At 72.7% G+C, this 23232-nt stretch carries 20 protein-coding genes; 8 read left to right on the forward strand and 12 right to left on the reverse strand.

What is annotated here, in order from left to right; all coding sequences use genetic code 11:
* Positions 1-86: 86 nt before the first annotated feature.
* Positions 87-2435, reverse strand: coding sequence for a hypothetical protein (locus OHA84_RS06360; RefSeq protein WP_266972736.1), 2349 nt, complete (start codon positions 2433-2435; stop codon positions 87-89).
* 170 nt (positions 2436-2605) lie between these two features.
* Here OHA84_RS06360 and OHA84_RS06365 point away from each other — a divergent pair, with 170 nt between their 5' ends.
* Positions 2606-3106 carry an SRPBCC family protein gene (locus OHA84_RS06365; RefSeq protein ID WP_053681892.1) on the forward strand — a complete coding sequence of 167 codons (501 nt, stop codon included), beginning with the start codon at positions 2606-2608 and terminating at the stop codon, positions 3104-3106.
* 74 nt (positions 3107-3180) lie between these two features.
* Here the strand turns inward: OHA84_RS06365 and OHA84_RS06370 are convergent, their stop codons facing one another.
* Complete coding sequence (locus tag OHA84_RS06370) at positions 3181-4308, reverse strand: PLP-dependent cysteine synthase family protein (protein WP_053681893.1); 1128 nt, start codon at positions 4306-4308, stop codon at positions 3181-3183.
* A 231-nt stretch (positions 4309-4539) separates the two neighbouring features.
* Here OHA84_RS06370 and OHA84_RS06375 point away from each other — a divergent pair, with 231 nt between their 5' ends.
* On the forward strand, positions 4540-5148 hold the full coding sequence (locus tag OHA84_RS06375) for an ATP-binding protein (RefSeq protein WP_078999329.1): 609 nt from the start codon (positions 4540-4542) through the stop codon (positions 5146-5148).
* A 113-nt stretch (positions 5149-5261) separates the two neighbouring features.
* Here OHA84_RS06375 and OHA84_RS06380 read toward each other — a convergent pair whose 3' ends face one another.
* Positions 5262-6524: an ROK family protein gene (locus OHA84_RS06380; protein ID WP_053681894.1), complete on the reverse strand. Its 1263-nt coding sequence runs from the start codon at positions 6522-6524 to the stop codon at positions 5262-5264.
* Between the two features lie 40 nt (positions 6525-6564).
* Positions 6565-7287: an alpha-ketoglutarate-dependent dioxygenase AlkB gene (locus OHA84_RS06385; protein ID WP_266972732.1), complete on the reverse strand. Its 723-nt coding sequence runs from the start codon at positions 7285-7287 to the stop codon at positions 6565-6567.
* A gap of 181 nt (positions 7288-7468) precedes the next feature.
* Here OHA84_RS06385 and OHA84_RS06390 point away from each other — a divergent pair, with 181 nt between their 5' ends.
* Positions 7469-7720 (forward strand): DUF6332 family protein, encoded by a 252-nt coding sequence (locus OHA84_RS06390; RefSeq protein ID WP_053681896.1) that lies wholly within the window; start codon positions 7469-7471, stop codon positions 7718-7720.
* On the opposite strand, the gene OHA84_RS06395 is transcribed toward OHA84_RS06390, so the two are convergent.
* The 3 genes from OHA84_RS06395 to OHA84_RS06405 all read right to left on the reverse strand — a co-directional run bounded on the left by OHA84_RS06395 (position 7717) and on the right by OHA84_RS06405 (position 10914).
* Positions 7717-7947, reverse strand: coding sequence for a hypothetical protein (locus OHA84_RS06395; RefSeq protein WP_266972729.1), 231 nt, complete (start codon positions 7945-7947; stop codon positions 7717-7719). The genes OHA84_RS06390 and OHA84_RS06395 overlap by 4 nt on opposite strands.
* Before the next feature lie 54 nt (positions 7948-8001).
* Complete coding sequence (locus OHA84_RS06400) at positions 8002-8973, reverse strand: spherulation-specific family 4 protein (protein ID WP_266972727.1); 972 nt, start codon at positions 8971-8973, stop codon at positions 8002-8004.
* Positions 8974-9156: 183 nt separating this feature from the next.
* Complete coding sequence (locus OHA84_RS06405) at positions 9157-10914, reverse strand: RICIN domain-containing protein (protein ID WP_266972725.1); 1758 nt, start codon at positions 10912-10914, stop codon at positions 9157-9159.
* A 153-nt stretch (positions 10915-11067) separates the two neighbouring features.
* Between OHA84_RS06405 and OHA84_RS06410 the strand changes: the two genes are divergently transcribed.
* Positions 11068-12291, forward strand: a complete 1224-nt coding sequence (locus OHA84_RS06410; RefSeq protein ID WP_266972723.1) for an MFS transporter — start codon at positions 11068-11070, stop codon at positions 12289-12291.
* Between the two features lie 268 nt (positions 12292-12559).
* On the opposite strand, the gene OHA84_RS06415 is transcribed toward OHA84_RS06410, so the two are convergent.
* Positions 12560-13258 carry a TetR/AcrR family transcriptional regulator gene (locus OHA84_RS06415; protein ID WP_266972721.1) on the reverse strand — a complete coding sequence of 233 codons (699 nt, stop codon included), beginning with the start codon at positions 13256-13258 and terminating at the stop codon, positions 12560-12562.
* A gap of 149 nt (positions 13259-13407) precedes the next feature.
* On the opposite strand from OHA84_RS06415, the gene OHA84_RS06420 reads away from it, so the two are divergent.
* The gene (locus OHA84_RS06420; protein ID WP_266972719.1) at positions 13408-13866 is read left to right on the forward strand and encodes a nitroreductase/quinone reductase family protein; all 459 of its coding nucleotides are present in this window, start codon (positions 13408-13410) and stop codon (positions 13864-13866) included.
* A 785-nt stretch (positions 13867-14651) separates the two neighbouring features.
* Here the strand turns inward: OHA84_RS06420 and OHA84_RS06425 are convergent.
* On the reverse strand, positions 14652-15878 hold the full coding sequence (locus OHA84_RS06425; protein ID WP_107089178.1) for a geranylgeranyl reductase family protein: 1227 nt from the start codon (positions 15876-15878) through the stop codon (positions 14652-14654).
* Between the two features lie 236 nt (positions 15879-16114).
* Here OHA84_RS06425 and OHA84_RS06430 point away from each other — a divergent pair, with 236 nt between their 5' ends.
* Both OHA84_RS06430 and OHA84_RS06435 read left to right on the forward strand, forming a co-directional pair.
* Complete coding sequence (locus OHA84_RS06430) at positions 16115-17479, forward strand: dipeptidase (protein WP_053678309.1); 1365 nt, start codon at positions 16115-16117, stop codon at positions 17477-17479.
* 153 nt (positions 17480-17632) lie between these two features.
* Entirely contained in the window at positions 17633-18340 is a 708-nt protein-coding gene (locus tag OHA84_RS06435; RefSeq protein WP_266972717.1) for an MBL fold metallo-hydrolase, read from the forward strand.
* A gap of 88 nt (positions 18341-18428) precedes the next feature.
* Here OHA84_RS06435 and OHA84_RS06440 read toward each other — a convergent pair whose 3' ends face one another.
* The gene (locus OHA84_RS06440) at positions 18429-19466 is read right to left on the reverse strand and encodes an NUDIX domain-containing protein (RefSeq protein ID WP_266972715.1); all 1038 of its coding nucleotides are present in this window, start codon (positions 19464-19466) and stop codon (positions 18429-18431) included.
* Positions 19467-19664: 198 nt separating this feature from the next.
* On the opposite strand from OHA84_RS06440, the gene OHA84_RS06445 reads away from it, so the two are divergent.
* Positions 19665-20648, forward strand: a complete 984-nt coding sequence (locus OHA84_RS06445; protein ID WP_053678320.1) for a LacI family DNA-binding transcriptional regulator — start codon at positions 19665-19667, stop codon at positions 20646-20648.
* A 115-nt stretch (positions 20649-20763) separates the two neighbouring features.
* Here the strand turns inward: OHA84_RS06445 and OHA84_RS06450 are convergent, their stop codons facing one another.
* Both OHA84_RS06450 and OHA84_RS06455 read right to left on the reverse strand, forming a co-directional pair.
* Complete coding sequence (locus tag OHA84_RS06450) at positions 20764-22062, reverse strand: aldolase (RefSeq protein ID WP_266972714.1); 1299 nt, start codon at positions 22060-22062, stop codon at positions 20764-20766.
* Positions 22063-22246: 184 nt separating this feature from the next.
* Entirely contained in the window at positions 22247-23209 is a 963-nt protein-coding gene (locus tag OHA84_RS06455) for an electron transfer flavoprotein subunit alpha/FixB family protein (protein WP_053678303.1), read from the reverse strand.
* Between the last annotated feature and the right edge of the window lie 23 nt (positions 23210-23232).

The following is a 23232-nucleotide window of genomic DNA, read 5'->3' on the forward strand; positions in this document are numbered from 1 at the left end:
TTCGCGACGTCGGGTGCGTTCGCGGCATCGGGTGCGTTCGTGGCTTCTGATTCGTTCGTGGCATCGGGTGCGTTCGTGGCATCCGCTCACCGGTCGAGCCGGTTTCCCGGTCTCTGCTGCGGGACGTCGGCCGCGTCGGCCCCCGTCATGACGGCCAGGCGGGCGAGCAGCCTGTCCCGTTCGGCGGCGAACGCCGGGTCGGCCTGGTAGTCGGAGTGTCCGAGGATCGGCGCGGGAAGCGGGTGGAGTTCGCTGCGCCCGTAGGCGAGCGGATCGACGAGCGGGCCCCGGTCCACGTCCTTGTCGGGGCAGGCCCCGACCGGGCCGCCGATGGGATCGGTGGCCCGCCACAGGTTGCGCCAGCAGTCCAGGTCCCGGTGGAGGGCGGTGAGGGGTCCGGGGCCGAAGTAGGCGGGGAACCAGCGTCCGTAGAGCCGGGCCAGCGGGGATCCGTAGGTCAGCAGCGCGACCCGGCCTCGGACGTCCGGCGGCAACTGCCAGACGGCGGCGGCCGCGAGGACACTGCCCTGTGAGTGACCCGAGATGACCAGGCGGCCACCGGTGAGCCCGGTCCAGGCGGTCATCCGCCAGGTCAGGTCCGGTACGGCCCGCTCGGCGTAGCAGGGCGGCGCGAACGGGTGGGCGGCGCGCGGCCAGAAGGTTCCCACGTCCCACAGGATCCCTATGGTGCGGCGGGCGGCCGGGTCCCGGTAGGCGCGCCGGCCCCAGGTGACGAACAGGACGAAGCCGAAACCGATCAGCCAGGAACCGGTGTCCTGGGCGGTGCGGGCGGCGGCTTCCACCGCGGGGTGGCTGCCCCGGGCCGCCTCGCCGGGGACCTGCTCGCTGATCCAGGCCCCGGCCAGGGCGCCCGCGCCGAGCAGGAGCGTTATGCCGGAGACGGCCGCCACGAACCAGGGCGCGGAGTCGGTGAGGGCGGCGGCCGCCCGGGCGCCGGCGATCCGGCGGCTGCGCGCCGGGTCGGCGGGCTCGTCGGGGTACTCGGCGGCGACGGTGACCGCCAGCCGGCGCGTCGTGAGGGCCCCGCGCACGGCGAACCAGGCGGCGAGCAGGGCGAGGACGAGCAGCAGGGGCGGCAGCACGGCGGCCTGCCAGGACAGCAGTACGGGCGGCCCGGGCAGGGTGGCTCCGGCCATGCCCGGGGTGTCTCCGCCGTCCAGCCAGTCGGCGACGCGTTGGGCGACGCCGCCGGACATGACCCCGCCGAGGGCGCACCCGAGCATGGCCACGGCCGGACCGCCGAGGCCCCGCAGGGCCGCCGCGGGGTCGGGGGCAGCCCGGTGGAGGCGGCGGGCGACGACGGCCAGGGCGAGGGCGCAGCAGCCCTGGCCGAGCATCAGCGCCCCGAACGCGAAGTCTCCGGGCAGCCGCCCCGCGGAGGTCCAGCCGGATCGTGACCAGGACGCGTACACCAGGACGGCGCCGAGCAGTCCGAGGGCGCCGCGCGGCAGCAGGGCCACGGCGGCCCGGTCGAGCCGGTGGTCGGGGCGTGCCTCGGTGCGGCCGCGCCGGCAGACCACGCAGACCACGCAGAGGGCCGTGCCGGCGAGCAGGACCTGGAGCACCCAGCCGGTGGCTTCGAGGACGGGGGTCCCGGCGCGGCGGTCGTACGCGGCGGCGGGCACGGCGACGGCCACCGCGACGGTGAGCAGTCCGGCGGCGGTGTGGGCGGCGCGCAGTCGGGCCACGAGGCGGCGCCCGTACCAGAATCCGGGCCGGCCGAGTGCGGGGGTGTCGTCCTCGGGGTTGTCGGGCTCGGCGGCGCCGGCGGGGGGCGGCTGGGACTCGTAGGCGCTCCAGGTGCGGTCGGAGAGGTACCAGAGCAGCCCGGTCAGTGCGGCCGGGAGCAGCGCGCCGAGCGCGAGGCGGCGTCCGGGCTGGCCCCAGGGGCCGTCGGCGCGCGGGAAGGGCAGTTGGTTCGCGCAGCCGCCGGACCCCGCGCACTGCCAGGCGACCAGGTCGAGTGCGACCTCGCACGCGGCGGCGATCAGCAGCACGGTGAGGCTGAGCGCGAGGAGCCGTACGAGGAGTCCGTACGCGCGCACCGCACGGGGCGAGCGGCCGGTGGCGGGTGCGGCCGGCCGGGCCCAGTGGGCCAGGTTGGCCACCATGAACGGCAGGAGCAGCAGCCACAGGGCGCGGGCGCCGTTGCCGGAGGTGAGTCGCGACCAGCAGTAGGCCTCGGGCACGGGTCGACCGACGTACCGCTCGGGGTGGGCCTCGGCGTCGGTGTCCTCGGCGCGTCGGAACACCGCGGCGGTGGAGTCCCCGGTGATGCGGACGGTGCGCGGGTCTCCGAGGAGTTCGCCGGGGGGTGCGCCGGCGACGCCGTGGACCAGCAGTTCCAGGGCGAGGGGGAAGGGGGTGGCAGGGGGTCGGTACGGGGAGGGTGGGGCTGTGGGGTGGTCCGGCACGGCGGCCTCCGCTCGCGGGGCGGTATCGGCCCCTGACCAGGATCCCGCCCTGCGGACCCGCTGCCCAGGCCTCCGTTCGCGTGAAAAATCGCCCATCGGGGACTTCTGACGGCACGCCGGCTAGGGTGGCGCGCACACGTGTTCCCTCTTCGTACTCAGGAGGTACCGCCATGGCTCGCCGACTTCGCCCGGTGGGGCTGGACTTCATCGAGGTCGCCCCGGTCCGTCTGGTCTTCACGGCGCGTGCGGCGGCGACGCCGGAGGCCGTGTACCGGGCGCTCGCGGAGGAGGTGACGGGCTGGCCCGACTGGTTCCGGGCGGTCACCCTGGCCCGGCCGACGGAGGGCGGGGCCGGCCGCGAGGTCCGGCTGACGGGCGGGGTCCGGTTCCGCGAGACGATCATGGCGGCGGAGCCGGAGCGGCGGTACGCGTACCGGGCGGACGAGACCAACGCGCCGGGCCTGCACGCCCTGTTGGAGGAGTGGCTGCTGTCGGCCGCGGGACCGCGGGCGTCCTCCGGGACCCTGATCCGGTGGACCTTCGCGGCGGACGGGCCGGCCCCGTTCCGCGTGGCCCTGAAAGCCGCCCGCCCCGGGCTCGACCGCGCGTTCCGGTCGGCGGTACGCGCCCTCGACGCCCGGCTCACGGGCCGGAGCGGCGCGGGTCGCTGAGGCCGGGACGCCTCGCGTGGCCGACCGGTCCCCGCCGGGGGCACGGGTCCGCCGGGGCGGGCGCCGCCCCGGCGTCAGCCCGTCGGTTCCCGCCAGACGCCGGTCGTGAGCAGCGTGTCGATGGTCTGCTCGTACGGGGTGATGTCCAGGCCTTGTTCGGCCAGCCAGGCGTTCGAGTAGTACTTGTCCAGATAGCGGTCGCCCGGGTCGCAGAGCAGCGTGACGACACTGCCCGTCCGGCCTTCCGCCACCATCTCCGAGACGATCTTCAGGGCGCTCCACAGGCCGGTGCCGGTCGAGCCGCCGGCCTTGCGTCCGATGGCCCGTTCCAGGGCCCGGCAGCCCGCGACGCTCGCCGCGTCCGGCACCTTCATCATGCGGTCGATGGCCCCCGGCACGAAGCTCGGCTCCATCCGGGGACGGCCGATGCCCTCGATGCGGGAGCCGCAGTCGCTGCTCGCGTGCGGGTCGTGGCGGGTCCAACCGTCGAAGAAGCAGGAGTTCTCCGGGTCGGGCACACAGATCCGGGTGTCGTGCTGCATGTAGTGCACGTAGCGCGCGATGGTCGCGGAGGTGCCGCCGGTGCCGGCCGTGGCGACGATCCAGGTGGGCTCGGGGTACCGCTCCAGTCGCAACTGCTGGTAAATCGATTCTGCGATGTTGTTGTTGCCCCGCCAGTCCGTCGCCCGTTCGGCGTAGGTGAACTGGTCCATGTAGTGCCCGCCGGTCCGCGCCGCCAGCTCCGCGGACTCCTCGTACATCTTCATCGAGTTGTCCACGTAGTGGCACTCGCCGCCGTGGAACTCGATCAGCCGACACTTCTCCGGGCTGGTCGTGCGCGGCATCACGGCGATGAACGGGACACCGATCAGCTTGGCGAAGTACGCCTCCGACACGGCCGTGGAACCGGACGAGGCCTCGATGACCGGGCGGCCGGGGCGGATCCAGCCGTTGCACAGCGCGTACAGGAACAGGGACCGGGCGAGGCGGTGCTTGAGCGAGCCCGTCGGGTGCGTGGACTCGTCCTTGAGGTACAGGTCGATGCCCCACTCCTCGGGGAGCGGAAAGCGCAACAGGTGGGTGTCGGCGGACCGGTTGGCGTCCGCCTGCACCTTCCGTACGGCTTCTTTCAGCCAGGCGCGGTAGTCCGCGTCACTGCGGTCGACGTCATCGGTCGTGGCCGTCGTGCGTATGGTGCTCATGCGCCGTGCTCCTTCGTGCCTTCCGTGGTCCCCTCCTTCGCAATGTACCTCCCTCACCTGCGCAAACACTTTCTTTGGGTCTCCATGCGAATCGCTTTAAGGGCCCCGCCGGCGGGTCCCCGGAGCGCCCGTCGTGCTCGTTCGGTTGCACAGCGGGGTGGTGTGGGTGACCCTGGTGGAGCATTACCGAGGGTGCAGCACCCGTAACACTCATGTCGGGGAGTCGCAGCCGTGATCAGTCATTCCCGCAGGCACTGCGTCGTCGAACTGCAGGCCCTGCCCTCGCGGATCGGCCAGGTCCGCCGCATCGTTTCCGCTCAACTGCGCCACTGGCAGCTCGATCCGCTCATAGACCGGGCTGCGCTCGGCGTGACGGAGCTGCTCGGCAACGTCCACCGCCACGCGCAGCCGAGCAAGGTCTGCACGGTGGAGATCGAGCTGCGTCTCGGACGCCTCACCGTCTCCGTGGCCGACAGTGATCCGCGCCTGCCCGTCCTGCGGGCGGCCGGGGACCTGGAGGAGCTGGAGACCTGCGGACGCGGGCTGGCGCTCGTCGAGGCGGTCAGCGAGGCGTGGGGGGCGCGGGAGCGGACGGACGGCGGCACGGGCAAGGTGGTGTGGTTCTCGATGCGGGCGGCCCCCGCCATGACCGCGCCGACCCGTACGGTCCGGATCCCCACCAAGCCCGTGCGCGAGCCCGCCCCGGTCGTGTCGGTCGCCGTGGAGCCCGCGGCCGTGATCACGAGCGTGCCGGTGTCGGCTTCGCTGCCGGCGTCCATGGCGGCGGCCCCGGCTGATGCGGGGTCGGCGCCGGTGGCCGTCGGCGCCGAGTCCGGTTGACAGCCGGAGCCATCCGACAGTCGGGTCCGGGGCCGGACGACAGCAGGAGCCGGACGACAGGCGGAACGAGTCGACGGCCGGAACGAGTCGACAGGACCGGGTGTTCCGGCCCCTCAGGCCGCCGCGCCCAGTGCCCCCAGCGGGTCGTCCAGCACCGGCTGCCACGCCAGTTCCGCCGCGCCGACCAGGCTGTTGTGGTCCAGGGTGCACGGCAGGATCGGTACGCCGCCGCTGCGCCCCCACAGGCTCCGGTCCGCCACCACCGCGCGCAGCCGCTCCGGGTCCGCGGACAGCAGCTCCCGGTGCAGGCCGCCCAGGATGATCCGGTCCGGGTTCAGGATGTTGACCAGTCCCGCGAGGCCCAGGCCGAGCCGGTCGATGAGCTCCTCGGCGGCCGCCCGTACGGCCGGTTCGGCGTACTCGGTGCGCAGCAGGTCGCGTGCCTGCTGGAGCAGTGACACCTCGGGCCCGGGTGTGCGGCCCGCCGCCGTCAGGAAGGCCAGCGGGTCCGCCTCGACGTCCAGGCACCCCCGGCTCCCGCAGTGGCAGGCCCGCCCCTCGGGGTTGACCGTGAGGTGGCCGACCTCCAGGGCCAGTCCGGCACTGCCGCTGTGCAGGCGGCCGTCCAGGACCAGTGCCCCGCCCACCCCGCGGTGACCGGTGGCCACGCACAGCAGGTGCTGCGCGCTGCGGCCGGCGCCGTGGCGGTGCTCGGCGAGCGCGGCGAGGTTGACGTCGTTGCCGGTCAGCGCGGGGCCGTCGATCCCGGCGGCCTTCACACGTTCGGCGAAGATGGCCCGTACGGGCGAACCGGCCGGCCAGGCCAGGTGCAGCGGGTTCAGGGCGGTGCCCTCCGGCTCCGCGACCGCCGAGGGGACCGCGAGGCCCGCGCCGACGCACCGCAGCCCGGACTCGGCGAGCAGCGCGGCGCCCGCCTCGACGACGGCGCCCAGCACCTGCGCGGGGTCGGCGGAGACGGTGACCTTGCCGGGTGCGGTGGCCACGATCCGCCCACCGAGGCCGACCAGCGCGGCTCGGAACCCGTCGGGGTGGACCTGCGCGGCCAGCGCCACGGGCCCGTTCTCGTCGATGGAGAGCCGGTGCGAGGGCCGGCCCTGCGCGCCGCCCGCGCCCCCGGGACGGGAGTCGACGCGGATGAGTCCGAGCGCTTCCAGTTCGGCGGCGACGGCCCCGGCGGTGGCGCGGGTGACACCCAGCTCCGCGGTGAGGACCGCGCGGGTGGGGGCCCGGCCGGTGTGCACGAGCTCCAGCGCCGGACCGAGTGCGCCGCGCCCCCGCTCCAGCCTGGTCCTCGCGGACGCCGCGGACACCGTGGACGCATCCCCCACCCGCGGCGGGGCCCCGTTGCCGTTCATGACAGCGATCCTCGCATGATCGGGAGGCGCCCGAGGCCGCTCACGGGTCGAGGCCGCCGACCCGCAGTGTGATGTTCAGCCGACCGCTCAGGCCGAGGTCCTGCGGCCCCGTGCCGGGCAGGACCTTCGGCACGCCGTGGTGGGCCAGTCGGCTCGGGCCGCCGAAGACGAACAGGTCCCCGCTGCGCAGCTCGACGTCCCGGTACGGCCGTCCGCGCGAGGCGGTGTTCCCGAAGCGGAAGAGGCAGGAGTCACCGAGGCTGAGCGAGACGACGGGCGCCCCGGACCGCTCTTCGGCGTCGCGGTGCATGCCCATGCGGGAGTCCCCGTCGTAGAAGTTGATCAGCGTGATGTCGTAGACCTCGTCGCCCTGCCAACCGTACGAGGGGTACGGGCCGCACCGCCCGGCGGGCTGCTCCCCGTCGCCGTGCCCGAGCGGGTCGGTCTCCCCGTACGCCGCGGCCACGGCGGCGCGCCCGAGTGCGGCGAGCCGGGCGGGCATCGGTTTGACCGGCGCCCCGTCGCCGTCGACGGCGGTGCGGGCATATCCGTACGGGTACCAGTGCAGGCCCAGGCACACCTGCCGGGCGGTCATCGTGCCGCCGCCGGGGGTGTGCACGGTGCGCAGCCCGGCGGGCGGGCGTGCCCATTCCCGGCAGTCCGCGAGCAGTTCCCGCTGCCGGTCGGGGCCGAGCCAGTCGGGCACGTGCACGGCGCCGGGTGCGATCTCGGTCCGCTCGCGCGGGAAGAGTTCCCCATGCATGTCTCCCATTGTCACGGCGGACCGGTCCCCTCGCCCACGCGGTGCCCGACAGCGGGCGGGGCGGGGGTGGGGCGGGGCGGTGGGCAGGGGTCTTCGGCGGGAGCCGTCGGCGGGTGGCCGCGCCGAACGGCGTCTCGAAGAAGCCCTTGTGACGGCCCGAAGGGCACTGGACACTGCCCCTATGGAGCGACGCACACAGGCCGATCGGGACGCGATCACCATCGAGATCGGCTACGCCTTCGTCAGCGCGGGCCTCGCGGCCTGTCTGGTCTTCGCGGCGGTGTTCGGACCCGCGCCGGTCTTCGACCTGTCCGGCGCCGCACACCGCGTCCTGGCCGTCGCGGGCGGGATCCTGGCCGCCGTGGTGTTCGTTCTCCGCGTCACGCATCTCCTGTGGCGCTTCGCCCGCCGCCCGGAGAACGACGGCCGCTAGAGACGTTCGCGCAGGCGCGCCTGCTCGGCGACGAGACCCCGTTCCCGCTCCAGACGTGCGGCATGCTCCCAGCCGGCCCGCACGAGGGCTCGGTAGCGGCGCACGAACCGTCCCGCGCACCAGGGAGCGACGGCGGCGAGCACCAGACCCACGAACCGGATCGCCCACACGAACCACTCCGGCACCAGGGCCACCGCGATGACGGCGACCGCCACCCACGTGGCCATCGCCACCGCCAAGTGCCGTGCCCGCCCGGGCAGTGCGCCCGCGAGGAACGCGGTTCAGCCCACGGTGGCGGCGTACGTGGTCTGGCTGCGGTACTTCCACGTCGGCCCGGTGTTCCACGGGTTGGGCATGACCGTGTTGGTGGCGTAGGCGTAACCGGCGCCGCGTTCGAAGGCGGTACGCAGCGTGGTGCGCATGGCGGGGGCGTCGGGAACGTCGTGGACGAGGTGCCAGAACGAGGTTCCGGTCGGGTCGAGTTCGGCGCCGGCGCGGTAGCCGGTCGCCTCGTTGAAGACGTTCCCGCCGAGCCAACCCCCTGAGGTGTAGGCGGCGTAGGTGTCCTCGTACGTGACGAAGACGTCGGCGGTGCGGCGGCCGGGCTCCAGGTAGCAGTCGGCGATGGCGGTGCCCGGGTTGTTGACGACGAGGTCGGGGGCGGCCGGGTCGACGGCGTCCATCGTCTCCCGGACGTAGCGGCGCAGTTCGGCGTAGTGGTCGCGGGTGGCGTTGTCCGGACCGCAGTCGCGGCTGACGACGTCGAAGAAGATCCCGTCCACGTGCAGTCGGCCGTCGGGGGTCTTGAGGTAGTTGTCCACGGAGGCCTTGACGGCGGCGATGTCCCGGTTTCCGTGGTCGGTGTGGACGTAGCCGAGCACCTTGGTCCGCTCGCCGGTGGAGGTGGTGCCGCCGCGCAGGGCGTCGGCCCGGTCCCGCCACGGGGTGTCGAAGGGGGAGTCGCCGTTGCCGGGGTTCAGGACGACCAGCGAGGCGGCCGGGCCGGTGGCGGTGAGGTCGTTCAACATCGGGTCGTCGGCCCACACGTACGCGGGAACGCCGACCTCCAGCCCCCGGACCCCGGGCGGCCGGGGTACGGGGGGCGTGGTGGGCGACGGGGCCGGCGCGGGTCTGCGAGCCGCCGGCCCGCGGCCGGCGCTGTCCGCGGAGGCGGTCACGGCCGGCGCCGGGGCCGCGAGGAGGAGGGTGGCCATGACGGCGAGCAGGGCCTTGCCGGCACGTGCGCGGGCCATGGCTGTTCCTCCGGTGGCAGTGGGCGGGACCCGACGAACACTAGACGGACGGACGGTTCGTGAAAGCCGAACCAACCGCTTTCGCATGAGGAACAGAAAAACGATCCTTCACCTCATCATGTGAATCTCCGTCAGATTCAGACAAGCCCTTCCGCCCGTGATCCCGGCTCCCGGACCGCGCCGTCACGGCGCGTCGAGGAAACCCCTCACCGTCCATTCCTGCACGTCGCCCTCGCCGATCTGCTCCCCCACCGGGTCGGGCGGCGGGACGTCCCTGGTCCAGAGGGTGAGCCAGACACCGCTTTCGAAGGAATTGCCCTTCGGCGTGATCGCCTTCCCCCAGTTGTTGACGAAGCCGCCGGCGGAGCCGGCGAATCGCTGGACGTCACTGTCGGCGTTACACGTCCACAGGGTGAGCAGTGTGCCATTGGCGCCGGCCGCATTGCCCTGCGGTGTCAGGCACTTGCCGCTCTCCTTGTGGACCAGCAGGCCGTCCTTGTGGGCCCAGCGCTGCATTTCCGACCCGTTGCAGGGCCACACGGTCACGGGAGTTCCGTTGGCCGTCGCGTTGCCCTGCGGGGTCGCACAGACGAATCCGGGCCGGTTGTGGTTGGAGAGCCATCCCCATCCGCCGTCCTGCATGTTCCCGGCGTACGGGGCGAGGGAGAAGACGACCCGCGCGCCGTTGTACGCCTCGTTCATCCCCCACAACCGCCGGGCCTGCGGATCGAACGAGAGGCCCTGGGTCAGGAACGGGGCTTGGGAAAGCACCTGTGTCACCTGCGTGGCCGTGTTGTACACGTGGATACAGGAGTACATGGTGTTGACCCAGGCCACGGACCCGTCCTTGTTCTTCTGCTCCGTCCAACCGGGCCAGGTCCTCGGACAACTACCGGAGAAGTAGTAGTACTTGCCGTCCCTGGCGATTCCCTGGACGGCCCAGACCGCCGTTCTGAAATCGGAGCTGGACGCGACCTGGTCGGGCAGGGAGTCCTCACCGAACGAGGTCAGCGGCCAGCGGACGACACGGGCGTCTCCGCCTTCCTTGTTCTCGGCCGAGAGCAGGGAAGGAACATCGGCCTCACTGCGGTCCACGCTCACCGTGCTCAGACACAACGGCTGCCCGGCGGTGGCGAGTCCGCACGCGCGGGGGTTGCCGATGGTGGCGCCGGTGGTGGCGTAGCGCGCGACGAGGGGCAGGGCCCAGGTGTGGCCGAAAGCCGAACTCTGCCCCGACACCACCCCCGTGCCGCTGCCCGTCGACGTCATGCGCCAGACGTGCCGCAGGTCGTAGACCTGGAGTTCGGTGCCGTTGGCCACGAGCAGCCAGTTCCGGTACCAGGCGACACCGTCGGCGTGGATCTTGTGCTGGAGCTTCTTGAAGCCCCCCTCGACGGGCTCGACCAGTGCCAGGTGGCCGTATCTGACCTGGCTGTTGGTGGCTTCCACCAGGCTGATCCGACCGTAGAGGTCCTTGACCGGCTCCTCGTAGCTCGTGGCGTGGTACCAGGTCGCCGCGTAGAGGGACCGGCGGCCCTTGTAGGTGCCGTCGGGATAGGCGGCGTGCGATCCGGCGAAGCCCTGGGGTGTCCATCCGCCGCCGGGCAGGCTGGGCTTGGTGAGGTCGTCCTCGTTGTCCCAGCAGAAACCGTCGTACGACAGAGTGCCGTTCAGACCGTGCCCGTGGCACAGCCCCGGCCTGCCGGTCTTGTCACCGAGGACCTCCGTGTAGTCGGCCTTTCGGACGATCCTGGCGCTCTCCAACGAGGCGATGAGACCCGAGTTGTCGGAACCCACGCGAGTGAGGGAGAACTCCCCCGCTCGCGCGGCGCTCTGGACCGGATCGGCCCGCGCCGGCTGAATCGAAACGAGCGAGGAGGCGACCACTGCCGCTCCCGCGAGAAAACTGAAGAAACGTCTGCGCTTCAGGGAAAGATTCACCGGCCACAGATTAGCGATGGCCCGACACGAGTCACGGCGCCGGGCGCCGTCACCTCCACCCCGAGGAAGCCCAAGGAGCGAGACCAGGCGGGGTGCTAGAATGATCACGTTGGCCTTCAGCGCCCCGAACCCGGGCGTTCGGAGGCTTTTTTCATGCCTTCTCACACCACCCGCCCCACGGCGCCCGCCACGGCCGGCTACCGATTCCTGCTCCGCGACCGCGAGTTCGCCGGCCTGTACGCCGGCTTCACCCTCACGGTCGCGGCGAGCACCCTGTCCGGATTCGCACTCGGCACTCTGGTCCACGACCGCACCCACTCCCCGTTCCTGACGGCCGTGAGCATGTACGGAGCGACGTTCGCGGCGGTACTCGGCGCGCTGACCCTGATGTCGGTCGCGGACGGACATCGCCCGCGCCGCACCCTGGTCACGCTCCAGTGCCTCTCGTTGGCGGGTGTCGCCGCCCAGGCGATACCCGGGCTCCCCTTGCCGGCCCGGTTCGGGTTGCTGTTGACGCTGGGGTTCTTCCAGTCCCTCGGGACCGGTACCAGGATGGGGCTGCTCACCGAGATCGTGCCGGTCGCTTCCTACGCGACGGCGCGTTCCCTCATGAACATCACCTCCGGTGGCATGGCGATCCTCGGCTACGCCCTCGGCGCCGCGCTGCTGAGGCGCCTGACTCCGCACGGCGTGTTCCTCGTCGCCGCGGCCTTGACCGGCATCGCCCTCGTCGTGGTGGCGGCCACCGTCCGGGAGCACTCGATCCGTCCGACCCGGCGACCGGGACCGCGTCAGACCTGGAACACGAACGTCGAGCTGTTCTCCCACCCCGGCCGGCGGGCGCTGCTGCTGAACCTGTGGGTCCCCAACGGCCTGATCGTCGGCTGCGAGGCGCTGTTCATCTCCTACGCCCCGGACCAGGCCGGCGCTCTCCTGGCCGCGGGTTCGGCCGGGATGCTGCTCGGCGACCTGGCCGTCGGCCGCCTGCTCACCGCCGAGCGGCGACGGCGGTACGCGTTCGCACTGCGGCTGCTGCTCGCCGTCCCCTACCTGCTGTTCGCGTTCCACCCGCCCGTACTGGCCATGACGGCCGCCGTGTTCGTCGCGGGTACCGGGTTCGCCGCGACCCTCCCCCTACAGGAGCAGCTCCTCCGACTGACGCCCGCCCCGGTCCGCGGCCAGGTCCAGGGAGTCGAGTCCGCCGGCCGGATGACCTGGCAGGGCATCGGGGCCGCGATCGCCGGCGGCATCGCCCAACACCTCACACCGGGCACCACCATCACGATGATCGCCGCGGTCTCCGTCGCCGTCACCGTGGCCTCCCGGCGGTACGTGACGCGCGCCCACACCGGCCGCGGGGCGAAGGGCGGCGCGTAGGGGGGTGGGCGGGTGGCCGAGGGGGGGCGGCGGGTTGGGCGGGTCGGGGTGGGGGGCGGACGGGTCGGGAGGGGCGGCTCGTACGGGGCGGGGCGGCGGGCGGACGGGGCGGGGTGGCGGGCGGGTGGCCGATCGGGGGCGGCGGGTCGGGCCGGTCGGGGGCGGCGGATTGGGCGGCTGGGGGGGCGGATTGGGCGGCTCGGGGGCGGGCCGGACGGCGTCGTGGCGGGTCGGGGCTACCGACACGAGCGGTATCGCGCGGCGGACGTCACACCGCGGGCAGTCCGACCCCTTGCGCCAGCTGCCCGGCGACGTGCGTGAAGAGTCCGGCGCGGTCCTCGACCACCCGGTTGAACTGGCCGAACAACTCGAAGGAGACCATCCCGGCGAGCTGCGCCCAGGCGACGACCAGGGCGGCGGTGACTTCCGGGGGCAACCCTTCGGCGAAGTCGGCGGTCATCCGGACGGCCTCCGGGCGCAGGCTGTCGGGCAGCGGCGGCAGGGCGAGGCCCCGCCCCTCGTACGCGGTACGCACCACGGCGATGAGGGTGTTGCCCACCCGGGACGCGGGGCCGACGGTGTCGAGGGGGGCGCTGTAGCCGGGAACGGGGGAACCGTAGATCAGCGCGTACTCGTGCGGGTGCGCGAGCGCCCAGGACCGGAAGGCCTCGCAGATCGCGAGCCAGCGCGCCCGGGGCGGGGCGCCTTCGGCGCGGGCAGCGGCCTCGGCCCGTTCCGCCGCCGCGCCGACGCTGTCGTACGCGTCGACGATCAGCGCGGTGAGCAGCTCGTCCCGGCTGGGGAAGTAGCGGTACAGGGCCGAGGAGACCATGCCCAGCTCGCGGGCGACGGCGCGCAGTGAGAGTTTGGCGGCGCCCTCGGCCGCGAGCATGCGGCGTGCCTCGTCCTTGATGGCGGCGGTGACCTCGATGCGGGCCCGTTCCCTTGCCCCACGCACGGTGCTCATGCGGATCAGTGTGCCATGCAGACGGAGCAGTGCCCAAGAACGAGTGCACCGATCCAATTCGAGAGCACTGCTCTTGCTTTGTTCCGGGAGCCCGTGCACACTGATCTCAAACGAGAGCAGTGCTCTCTCAAGCGGTCCCGGAGGCCATCATGAACGCGCCCGCTCCCTATTACCTCCAGGCCGGCCCGTTCGGCGTCCGCTTCAACGCCCTCTTCGGCAGGCTCGCCCGTCTCGGCGTCAGCCTCGCCGGTACCGCCGAGCTGTCCGTCCGGGGTCGCACCTCCGGCAAGATGCAGCGGATCCCGGTCAACCCGCACACCTACGAGGGCGCCCAGTACCTCGTCTCGGCTCGCGGCCACTCCCAGTGGGTGCGCAACATGCGGGTCGCGGGCGGCGGGGAGCTGCGCGTGGGCCGCAAGGTGCGCACCTTCACGGTCACCGAGATCACGGACCCGGTGCGGCAGGCGGCGATCCTGCGCGCCTACCTGGAGAAGTGGGGCTGGGAGGTCAACCGGTTCTTCCAGGGAGTCACCGCGAAGTCCTCCGACGCCGAGCTCCAGGCGGCGGCCGGCGACCACCCCGTCTTCCGGATCACCGTCACGAAGTGAGGCCGTGGCTCCCGTACTCCCGCGCCGGCGGAGAACGGGAGTGCGCGGGTCGCGACCGTGCCGGCCACATCCCGCCGACCTGCACACCCACCCCACCGCGCCCAGGACACTCGGCCCGGCGCCCGGCCCTGCGCCCGATCCCGGTCCGTGGGCTCCGCGCAGGGGCTCGATCTCGGGCCCGCGCAAGGGCCCGAGCCGGCGTCGCACGGACGGCCGGACGACTGGCGGACAGCTGGAAGACCGGCAGACGGCCGACCGGGCCGACCGGCAGACGGCACACGGGCGACCCGTTCACCGACCGGATCCCGCCGTCGGCCTGATCGCACCGGGCCGGATCGGCCAGACCCGTCGAACCGGTCGGATCCGGTCCGAAGCCGGCCGGTACCAGTCGGACCCGCCGACCAGACCGGGCCCGGACCCGGCCAGGACGAGCCAACCCGGCCGGACCCGCAGGCCCGGCCGGACCTGCCGGCCCGGTCGACCCAGACCCACCCAAAGCCGGCCCGGTCAGCCCGCCAGCCCGGTCGGCCCGTCAGCCAGGCTGGCCCGGTCGGCCCGTCATCCCATCAGCCCGGCCGGCCCGGTCAGCCGTACCCCGCGCCGACGCCGCGCCGACCCCGCCAGCCCGGCCAACCGGGTCGGCCCGGTCGACCCGGTCGGCCCGGTCGGCCGTACCCCGCGCCGACCCCGCCCCGGCCGTCCGGACCCTCCGTCCGCCCTGCCCCGGCCCGCCCCGCCCCGGTCCAGCGACCGCACCCCGCGTCGGCGAACCAGGAACCGCCGAACTAGGAACCGCCCTTGCCGGTCTGTCGACTGTCCAGCGCGTGCAGCGCCCGCCGGGCCAGCGGGTACTGGCGCACCAGTTCGGCGAGTGTCGTCGAGCCGCGCGTGATGCGGGCGAAGGCCAGCCACGCCGGCCTCAGACCCGTGATGACGGCGTGCAGCAGACCCGGCTTGGACTCGAACAGGGTCAACATGCGCCTGCCCACGCCCATCTCCACACCCAGCCCGGCCTTGATGGCGAAGGCGTAGTTCAGGGCCTGGCGCCGTGCGTCCACCGCGTCCTGCGCCTCGGAGATCTTGACGGCCCACTCCCCCGCGAGCCGACCCGAACGCAGGGCGAACGAGATGCCCTCACGGGTCCACGGCTCCAGCAGTCCCGCCGCGTCGCCCGCGACCAGTACCCGACCCCGCGACAGCGGAGACTCTGGCTTGCGGCAGCGGGTCAGGTGTCCGGAGGAAACGGACGGCTCGAAGCCGGCCAGGCCCAGCCGGGCGATGAAGTCGTCCAGGTACCGCTTGGTGGCGGCGCCTTCGCCCTTGGCCGAGATGACGCCGACGGTGAGGACGTCACCCTTGGGGAACACCCAGCCGTAACTGCCGGGCAGCGGACCCCAGTCGATGAGCACCCGCCCCTTCCAGTCGGCGGCCACCGTCTCCGGTACGGGGATCTCCGCCTCCAGGCCGAGGTCGACCTGCTCCATCTCGACCCCGACGTGCGCGCCGATGCGGCTGGCGCTGCCGTCCGCCCCGACCACGGCGCGGGCCAGCACCGTCTCGCCGTCCGCGAGCACCACGGCCACGGTGCGCCGGTCGGGCACCGCCGCGCCGTGCTGCTCGACGCGGGTCACGGCCGTGCCCGTACGGATCGTCGCGCCGGCCTTCTCCGCCTCCGCGACCAGCGCCGCGTCGAACTCCGGACGGTTGACGAGCCCGAACAGCATCCCCCTGGAACGCCGGGTCCGCGTCAGTCGCCCGTTCATGGAGAACGTGACCGCGTGGACGCGGTCCTGGAAGGGCAGCACGAACCCCGGCGGCAGGGCGTCGCGCGAAGGCCCGATGATGCCACCGCCGCAGGTCTTGTACCGGGGCAGTTCGGCCTTCTCCAGCAGCAGGACGCGCCGCCCCGCGGTCGCCGCCGCGTACGCGGCCGAAGCCCCGGCCGGTCCGGCGCCGACCACGACCACGTCCCACACCTCGCCGGTCCCCCCGGCGTTCCCCTCCTCCGTCACCTCGGCGGCGGACCGCTCTGCGCTTGCGTCGTGTACGTCGTCGTCGCTGCTCACGATGTGTTGCTGCTCCTGATCACGCTGTTGCTCGGATGCCGGGGAAATCCTACGGTGAGAGATCGCCTCGGCCCGCTGTGCGAGGATCGGGAATGTCTTTCGCCGTACCCCGCATACGCACACCCCTGCGAATGCGGGTGGCGTACAAACAGAACAACGTCGCACCCAAGAGGAGCGTGCCCATGTCCCAGAATCCGATCGCCGAGACCATCGCCTCGCTGATGCCCCGCGCCAAGACGGAGCTGACCGAGCTGGTGGCCTTCCAGTCGGTGGCGGACTGGGCACAGTTCCCCCAGAGCGAGAGCCACGGCGCCGCGAACTGGGTGGCCGACGCGCTGCGCGTCGAGGGCTTCCAGGACGTGGCGCTGCTCGACACCCCCGACGGCACGCAGTCGGTGTACGGATTCCTGCCCGGTCCCGAGGGCGCCCCGACCGTGCTGCTGTACGCGCACTACGACGTCCAGCCGCCCCTGGACGACGCCGCCTGGATCTCGCCGGCCTTCGAACTGACCGAGCGCGACGGCCGCTGGTACGGGCGCGGCGCGGCGGACTGCAAGGGCGGGTTCATCATGCACCTGCTGGCGCTGCGCGCGCTCAAGGCCAACGGCGGTGTGCCGGTGAGCGTGAAGGTGATCGTCGAGGGGTCGGAGGAGCAGGGCACCGGCGGGCTCCAGCAGTACGCCGAGGCCCACCCCGAGTTGCTGACGGCCGACGCGATCGTCATCGGCGATGCCGGCAACTTCCGTCTGGGTCTTCCCACGGTGGTCGCGACCCTGCGCGGGATGACCCTGCTGAAGGTGAAGATCGACACGCTGGGCGGGAACCTGCACTCGGGCATGTTCGGTGGGGTCGCGCCCGACGCGCTGGCCGCGCTCATCAGGGTGCTGGACTCGCTGCGCGCCGCCGACGGCACGACGACGGTCGACGGTCTCGCGTCGGACGCGGTGTGGGAGGGGCTCCAGTACCCGGAGGCGGACTTCCGCAGCGACGCGAGGGTCCTCGACGGTGTGGAGCTGATCGGTCGCGGCACGATCGCCGACCGGCTGTGGGCACGTCCGGCCGTCACGGTCCTGGGCATCGACTGCCCGTCGGTGGTCGGCGCCACCCCGTCGGTGCACGCCAGTGCCGGCGCCCTGATCAGCCTGCGGATCCCGCCGGGCGCGGACACCGCGCAGGCCATCAAGCTGCTGGAGGCGCACCTGGTGGCGCACACGCCGTGGAAGGCGCGCCTCGAACTGGAGGTCGTCGGTCAGGGCCAGCCCTTCCAGGCGGACACGAACAGCCCTGCCTACGCCTCGATGGCGGCGGCCCTCGAACTGGCCTACCCGGGGCAGAAGATGCAGATCAGCGGCATGGGCGGATCCATCCCGCTGTGCAACGCGCTGACCTCGCTGTACCCGGAGGCGGAGATGCTGCTCATCGGGCTGAGCGAGCCCGAGGCGCAGATCCACGCGGTGAACGAGAGCGTCTCCCCCGAGGAGTTGGAGCGTCTGTCGGTCGCGGAGGCCCACTTCCTCGTCAACTACGCCGAATCCAAGCGCGCCTGAGCGCACGTCCGAGATCCATGCCTGAGATGCACGCCTGAGATCGATGCCTGAGATGCGCACCCGAGGCGCGTGTAGAGGGCTTGCGCCACGGGCGAACTCCGCTCCCGGTGAACCGGACGCCGGGAGCGGGGATCTTCCTCGTAGGTTCGCGACATGACTCTCTTTGAGCGTGTCGAGGTGGTCCCCGGGCGGCTGCACATGCTGCGCTTCCCCATCGGCCAGGCCTACTTGTGGTGCGACGACGAGGCCCTCACCCTGATCGACGCCGGATACGCCGGTTCGGCCCCGGAGATCGAGGAGGCGATCCGCTCGCTCGGCCTGCGGCCCGAGCTCCTGGAGCGGATCGTCCTGACGCACTGCCACCGCGACCACGTGGGCGCCTCGGGGGAACTCGCCGCCCGCCTGGGTGCCGAGATCGTGGCGCACCGGCTGGACGCGCCGGTGATCCGGGGCGAACAGCCCGTTCCCGAGCCGGTGTTGGCGGACTGGGAACTCCCGCTGTACGCACACGGCCTGACGGCCCCGGAGGCCCCGCCGACCCGCGTGGACCGGGAGGTCGAGGACGGCGAGGTACTGCCGTTCGGCGGCGGCGCGGTGATCGTCCACTCCCCCGGCCACACACCGGGCAGCATCGGCGTCCACCTGCCCGCTCGGGGCGTACTGTTCACGGGCGACTGTGTCGCGGGGGTCGGGCAGGTGATGCAGGGGGTGTTCAACGTGGACGGCGAGCAGGCGGCGTCCTCGTTCCGTCGCCTGGCGGACCTGTCCCCGTCGATCGCATGCTTCGGGCACGGCGACCCGCTGACCCGGGACACCGCCCGGATCCTCGGCGCCGCCACGACCGAACCCCAGCCGCGCTGAAGGCCGCCGTCCCGGTCTCCTCCGGGGCGGTGGCCGTCGGGAACACGGACCGACGGTTCGCCTGCGGGCGCCACTTTGACGGCCCGCCCTACGGGACCGGTCGTCCCGCCTCCAGGTACAGCGCGCACCCCCGCTCCCGGGCGCGCAACGCCCACCGCAGGCGATCGTGACGGTGTGCCGGCAGCAACGTGGCCGCCTCCTCCTCCGTAACGAACCTCCATGCCCTCAACTCCGGTCCTGGCAGGCGCAGTTCAGCTGCCTGAGTTTCCGTCAGCCGTCCCCCGTCGAACAGCAGCCGCAGGCCCCCGTACGCCGGGTGGGCGGGCGGCTCCCAGTCCATCACCAGCAGCGCCGGCAGCCGCCCCAGGACCAACCCCAGTTCCTCCTCCACCTCCCGCACGCCGGCGCGGGCCGGCGCCTCCCCCGCTTCCACGACACCTCCGGGGAATTCCCAGCCCGGTTTGTACGTCGGGTCGACGAGCAGCACCCGGTCCCGGTCGTCGAAGAGGAGGACGCCGGAGGCCACCGTCTCCCGGGTCGGTTCGGGCGTCTGCACGATGTCGCAGATGCCCGCGTCGTCCGTGCGGACGGCTTCCGCGATGCGTTCGGCGGTCTCGCGGACGCTCAGCCGCCCGTTGTCGATGACGTGCGCGTCGGCCGCCAGCCAGCCCAACGCCTGCTGGTAGGCGGGGATGTGGTCGTACGCCCACTGTCTGAGTCGCAGGTCCGCCTGCTCCGGCGCCCCCGGCTCCTCCCTGGTCGCGATCCGTGCCCGGAGAATCGTTTCCTCAGGGGCGAGCAGTACGTGCCGCACCGGGATCCGTCGTGCCGCGAGGCCACCGAAGATCTCGTCCCGATACTCCTGCCGCAACAACGTCATCGGCACGATCAGCACCCCGCCCAGCTCCGCCAGCATCGCCGCCGCCGTGTCCACGACGAGCCGCCGCCAACTCGGCAGGTCCTGGTAGTCGGAGACCTCCGCGAGCCGTTTGCGCGGCAGCAGCACGCGCAACGCGTCCCCGATGAACTCCGGGTCGAACAAAGCGCTATCCGGCAGGAGTCCGGCCAGTTCGCGGGCCGTGCTGGTCTTCCCGGCACCGAAAGCGCCGTTGATCCAGACAATCACGTCTACCCCTCTCCCGATGGCTCGCCTCGAAGCCCCCAGAGGCTTGCCCGCACCACCCTGCCACGGAAACCCATTCGGCGACCGAGTGCTTATCCTCAAGGTCAGAGCCTTGCCCGAGGCTCGTCCGAACACTCCGCCGGAGATCCCGTGCCCCATTCCCGCCGCCCGTCCGAGCCCCGCTACGGCAACCGGCCGACCATGAAGGACGTGGCGGCCCACGCCGGCGTGGGCCTGAAGACGGTCTCACGGGTGGTCAACGGCGAGCCGGGAGTGACCCCCGACACCGAGCGGCGCGTCCAAGAGGCCATCGACGCACTGGGTTTCCGCCGCAACGACAGCGCCCGCGTGCTGCGCAAGGGGCGCACGGCCACGGTGGGCCTGGTCCTGGAGGATCTCGCCGACCCCTTCTACGGCCCGCTGAACCGGGCCGTGGAGGAGGTGGCCCGAGCCCACGGCGCCCTCCTCATCAACGGCTCCAGCGCCGAGGACCCGGACCGGGAGCGGGAGTTGGCCCTCGCGTTGTGCGCCCGGCGGGTGGACGGACTGATCGTGATTCCGGCCGGGGACGACCACCGGTACCTGGAACCGGAGATCCGGGCGGGCGTGGCCACGGTGTTCGTGGACCGCCCGGCGGGCCGGATCGACGCGGACGTGGTCCTGTCGGACAGTCTCGGCGGAGCCCGGGACGGGGTGGCCCACCTGATCGCCGGCGGCCACCGCCGCATCGGTTTCATCGGCGACCATCCGCGCATCCACACCGCGACGGAACGCCTGCGGGGCTACGAGGCGGCCATGGCGGACGCGGGCCTGCCGGTGTCCGAGTCCTGGGTCTCACTGGGCTCCACGACGCCGGACAGGGTCACGACGGCCGCCCACCGGATGCTGACCGACCGGGAGCCGGTCACCGCGCTCTTCGCGGGCAACAACCGGGTGACGGTCACCCTGGTCCGGATCCTGGCCGGCGGCGACCCGGTGGCGCTGGTCGGCTTCGACGACTTCGAGCTGGCCGACCTGCTGCGTCCCGGCGTGACGGTGGTCGCCCAGGACGCGGCCGCCCTGGGCCGCGTCGCCACGGACCGCCTCTTCCAACGCCTGTCGGGGGCCGCACTGCCGCCTGCCCGCATCGAACTCCCCACGCGCCTGATCCCGCGCGGCTCGGGCGAGATCCCCCCGAGGCCCTGACCGACGCCGAGCACCGGACGCGGAATACGGGATACGGGATACGGGACGATCCGGGATGCCGCGAGGCCCGGCCGGGAACACCCCGGCCGGGCCTCGGGCGCCCGGGTCGAACGGATCAGGCCGTGGCCGTCAGGGTCGCGGAGCGGCGCGGGATCGCGAAGGCGTCCAGTTCCGCGCGGGTCAGGCCGGTCAGGGCGGTGACCTCGTCGGCGCCGACGGCTCCGCAGTCGAGGCCGCGGACCAGGTAGCCGGCCAGCGCCTTGGCGGTGGCCGGCTCGTCCATCACGTCGCCCTCGACCTTGGCCACGTACGCCTTGAGGCGCGCGGCGGCCGTTTCCAGGCCCTCGCGGTAGAAGGTGAAGACGGCCGCGTAGCGGGTCGGCAGGTGCGCGGGGTGCATGTCCCAGCCCTGGTAGTAGGCGCGGGCCAGGGCGCGGCGGGTGAGACCGTAGTGCAGCTTCCAGGCCTCGTGGACGTGCTCGGTGGTGCCGATCGGCAGGACGTTGGTCGAGCCGTCGGAGACGCGTACGCCGGTGCCCGCGGCCGCGACCTGCATGATGGCCTTCGCGTGGTCGGCGGCGGGGTGGTCGCTCGACTGGTAGGCGGCGGAGACCCCGACGCAGGCGCTGTAGTCGAACGTGCCGTAGTGCAGGCCGGTGGCACGGCCCTTGGCGGCCTCGATCATCCGGGCCACGGTGGCGGTGCCGTCGGAGGCGACGATCGACTGGCTGGTCTCGATCTGGATCTCGAAGCCGATCCGGCCCGGACGAAGGCCGCGGGTGATCTCGAAGGCCTCCAGCAGCTTGACGAAGGCGCCGACCTGCTCGGCGTAGGTGACCTTCGGCAGGGTGAGGACGAGGCCCTCGGGCAGGCCTCCGTGCGCGAGGAGCCCGGACAGGAAGATGTCCGTGGTGCGGATGCCGCGGTCGCGGACGTTGGACTCCATGCACTTCATGCGGATGCCCATGTAGGGGGCGTTGGTGCCGTTGGCGAACGCTTCCGAGACGAGGCGGGCGGCGCGGGCGGCGGCCTGGTCCTCCTCCTCGTCGGAGCGGACGCCGAAGCCGTCCTCGAAGTCGACGCGCAGGTCCTCGATGGGCTCGGACGCGAGCTTGGCGCGCACCCGGTCGTACACGGGCACGGCCAGTTCGTCGGAGATGCCGAGGACCTTGGCGAAGGTCGCGGCGTCCGGGGCGTGCTCGTCGAGGGCCGCGAGGGCCTGGTCGCCCCAGGAACGGATGGTGTCGGCGGCGAAGACGTCACCGGGGACGTAGACCGTGTGGATGGGCTGGCGGGTGCCGGGGTCGCCCGGGTAGTGGCGCGCGAGTTCCGCGTCCACCGGCGCGAGGGAGGCGCTGATGCCCTCGCTGACCGCGCCTGCGAGGCTCGTCGCCACCTTCTCCTGCTGACCCATCGTGCACTCTCCTCTTTTCCGCTTCACGGAATCTTAGATCCGTATTGCAGAATTTAGTCACGGGGTTCCGCTCCGTCAATGGTCCCCCGGCCCTCCCGGGGAAACGACTCGGGGCCGTGTGGTGACAAACACCACACGGCCCCGGAGGCGGAGAGTACGCAGGTCAGCGAGTGACCCGAGGGTTTCAGCCCTTGCGCGCCTTGATCTCGCCGGTCAGCTGCGGGACGACCTCGAAGAGGTCGCCGACCACGCCGTAGTCGACCAGGTCGAAGATCGGGGCCTCGGCGTCCTTGTTGACGGCCACGATGGTCTTCGAGGTCTGCATGCCGGCCCGGTGCTGGATCGCGCCCGAGATGCCGGAGGCGATGTACAGCTGCGGGGAGACCGACTTGCCGGTCTGGCCGACCTGGTTGGAGTGCGGGTACCAACCGGCGTCGACGGCGGCGCGCGAGGCGCCGACGGCCGCACCGAGGGAGTCCGCGAGGTCCTCGATGATGTGGAAGTTCTCGGCACCGTTGACGCCACGGCCGCCGGAGACCACGATCGCGGCCTCGGTCAGCTCGGGGCGGCCGGTCGACTCGCGCGGGGTGCGGGAGGTGACCTTGGTGCCGGTGGCCAGGGCGCCGAAGGTGACGGCGAGCGCCTCGACGGCGCCGGCGGCCGGGGCGGCCTCGACCGGGGCCGAGTTCGGCTTCACGGTGATGACCGGGGTGCCCTTGGAGACGCGGGACTTGGTGGTGAACGACGCGGCGAACACGGCCTGGGTCGCGACCGGACCCTCGTCGCCGGCCTCCAGGTCGGTGGCGTCGGTGATGATGCCGGAACCGATGCGGACGGCCAGGCGGGCCGCGATCTCCTTGCCCTCGGCGGAGGACGGGACGAGCACGGCGACCGGGGAGACGGCGTCGTACGCGGCCTGGAGGGCGTCCACCTTCGGTACCACGAGGTACTCGGTGAACTCGGGGGCGTCGGCGGTGAGGACCTTGACGGCGCCGTGCTCGGCGAGCACGGCGGCGGTGGCCTCGGCGCCGGCGCCGAGGGCGACGGCGACGGGCTCGCCGACGCGGCGGGCGAGCGTCAGCAGCTCCAGGGTGGGCTTGCGGACGGCGCCGTCCACGTGGTCGACGTAGACGAGAACTTCAGCCATGGGAATGCTCCTGCGAATGCGAA

The sequence above is a fragment of the Streptomyces sp. NBC_00513 genome (assembly GCF_041431415.1).
GTDB lineage: Bacteria > Actinomycetota > Actinomycetes > Streptomycetales > Streptomycetaceae > Streptomyces.

Coding starts and splice junctions, on each gene's coding strand:
- OHA84_RS06365 (WP_053681892.1), top strand. CDS start 2,606: ATGGCTCGCCGACTTCGCCCGGTGGGGCTGGACTTCATCGAGGTCGCC.
- OHA84_RS06370 (WP_053681893.1), bottom strand. CDS start 4,308: ATGAGCACCATACGCACGACGGCCACGACCGATGACGTCGACCGCAGT.
- OHA84_RS06380 (WP_053681894.1), bottom strand. CDS start 6,524: ATGAACGGCAACGGGGCCCCGCCGCGGGTGGGGGATGCGTCCACGGTG.
- OHA84_RS06385 (WP_266972732.1), bottom strand. CDS start 7,287: ATGCATGGGGAACTCTTCCCGCGCGAGCGGACCGAGATCGCACCCGGC.
- OHA84_RS06390 (WP_053681896.1), top strand. CDS start 7,469: ATGGAGCGACGCACACAGGCCGATCGGGACGCGATCACCATCGAGATC.
- OHA84_RS06395 (WP_266972729.1), bottom strand. CDS start 7,947: ATGGCCACGTGGGTGGCGGTCGCCGTCATCGCGGTGGCCCTGGTGCCG.
- OHA84_RS06400 (WP_266972727.1), bottom strand. CDS start 8,973: ATGGCCCGCGCACGTGCCGGCAAGGCCCTGCTCGCCGTCATGGCCACC.
- OHA84_RS06410 (WP_266972723.1), top strand. CDS start 11,068: ATGCCTTCTCACACCACCCGCCCCACGGCGCCCGCCACGGCCGGCTAC.
- OHA84_RS06415 (WP_266972721.1), bottom strand. CDS start 13,258: ATGAGCACCGTGCGTGGGGCAAGGGAACGGGCCCGCATCGAGGTCACC.
- OHA84_RS06420 (WP_266972719.1), top strand. CDS start 13,408: ATGAACGCGCCCGCTCCCTATTACCTCCAGGCCGGCCCGTTCGGCGTC.
- OHA84_RS06430 (WP_053678309.1), top strand. CDS start 16,115: ATGTCCCAGAATCCGATCGCCGAGACCATCGCCTCGCTGATGCCCCGC.
- OHA84_RS06435 (WP_266972717.1), top strand. CDS start 17,633: ATGACTCTCTTTGAGCGTGTCGAGGTGGTCCCCGGGCGGCTGCACATG.
- OHA84_RS06445 (WP_053678320.1), top strand. CDS start 19,665: ATGAAGGACGTGGCGGCCCACGCCGGCGTGGGCCTGAAGACGGTCTCA.
- OHA84_RS06450 (WP_266972714.1), bottom strand. CDS start 22,062: ATGGGTCAGCAGGAGAAGGTGGCGACGAGCCTCGCAGGCGCGGTCAGC.
- OHA84_RS06455 (WP_053678303.1), bottom strand. CDS start 23,209: ATGGCTGAAGTTCTCGTCTACGTCGACCACGTGGACGGCGCCGTCCGC.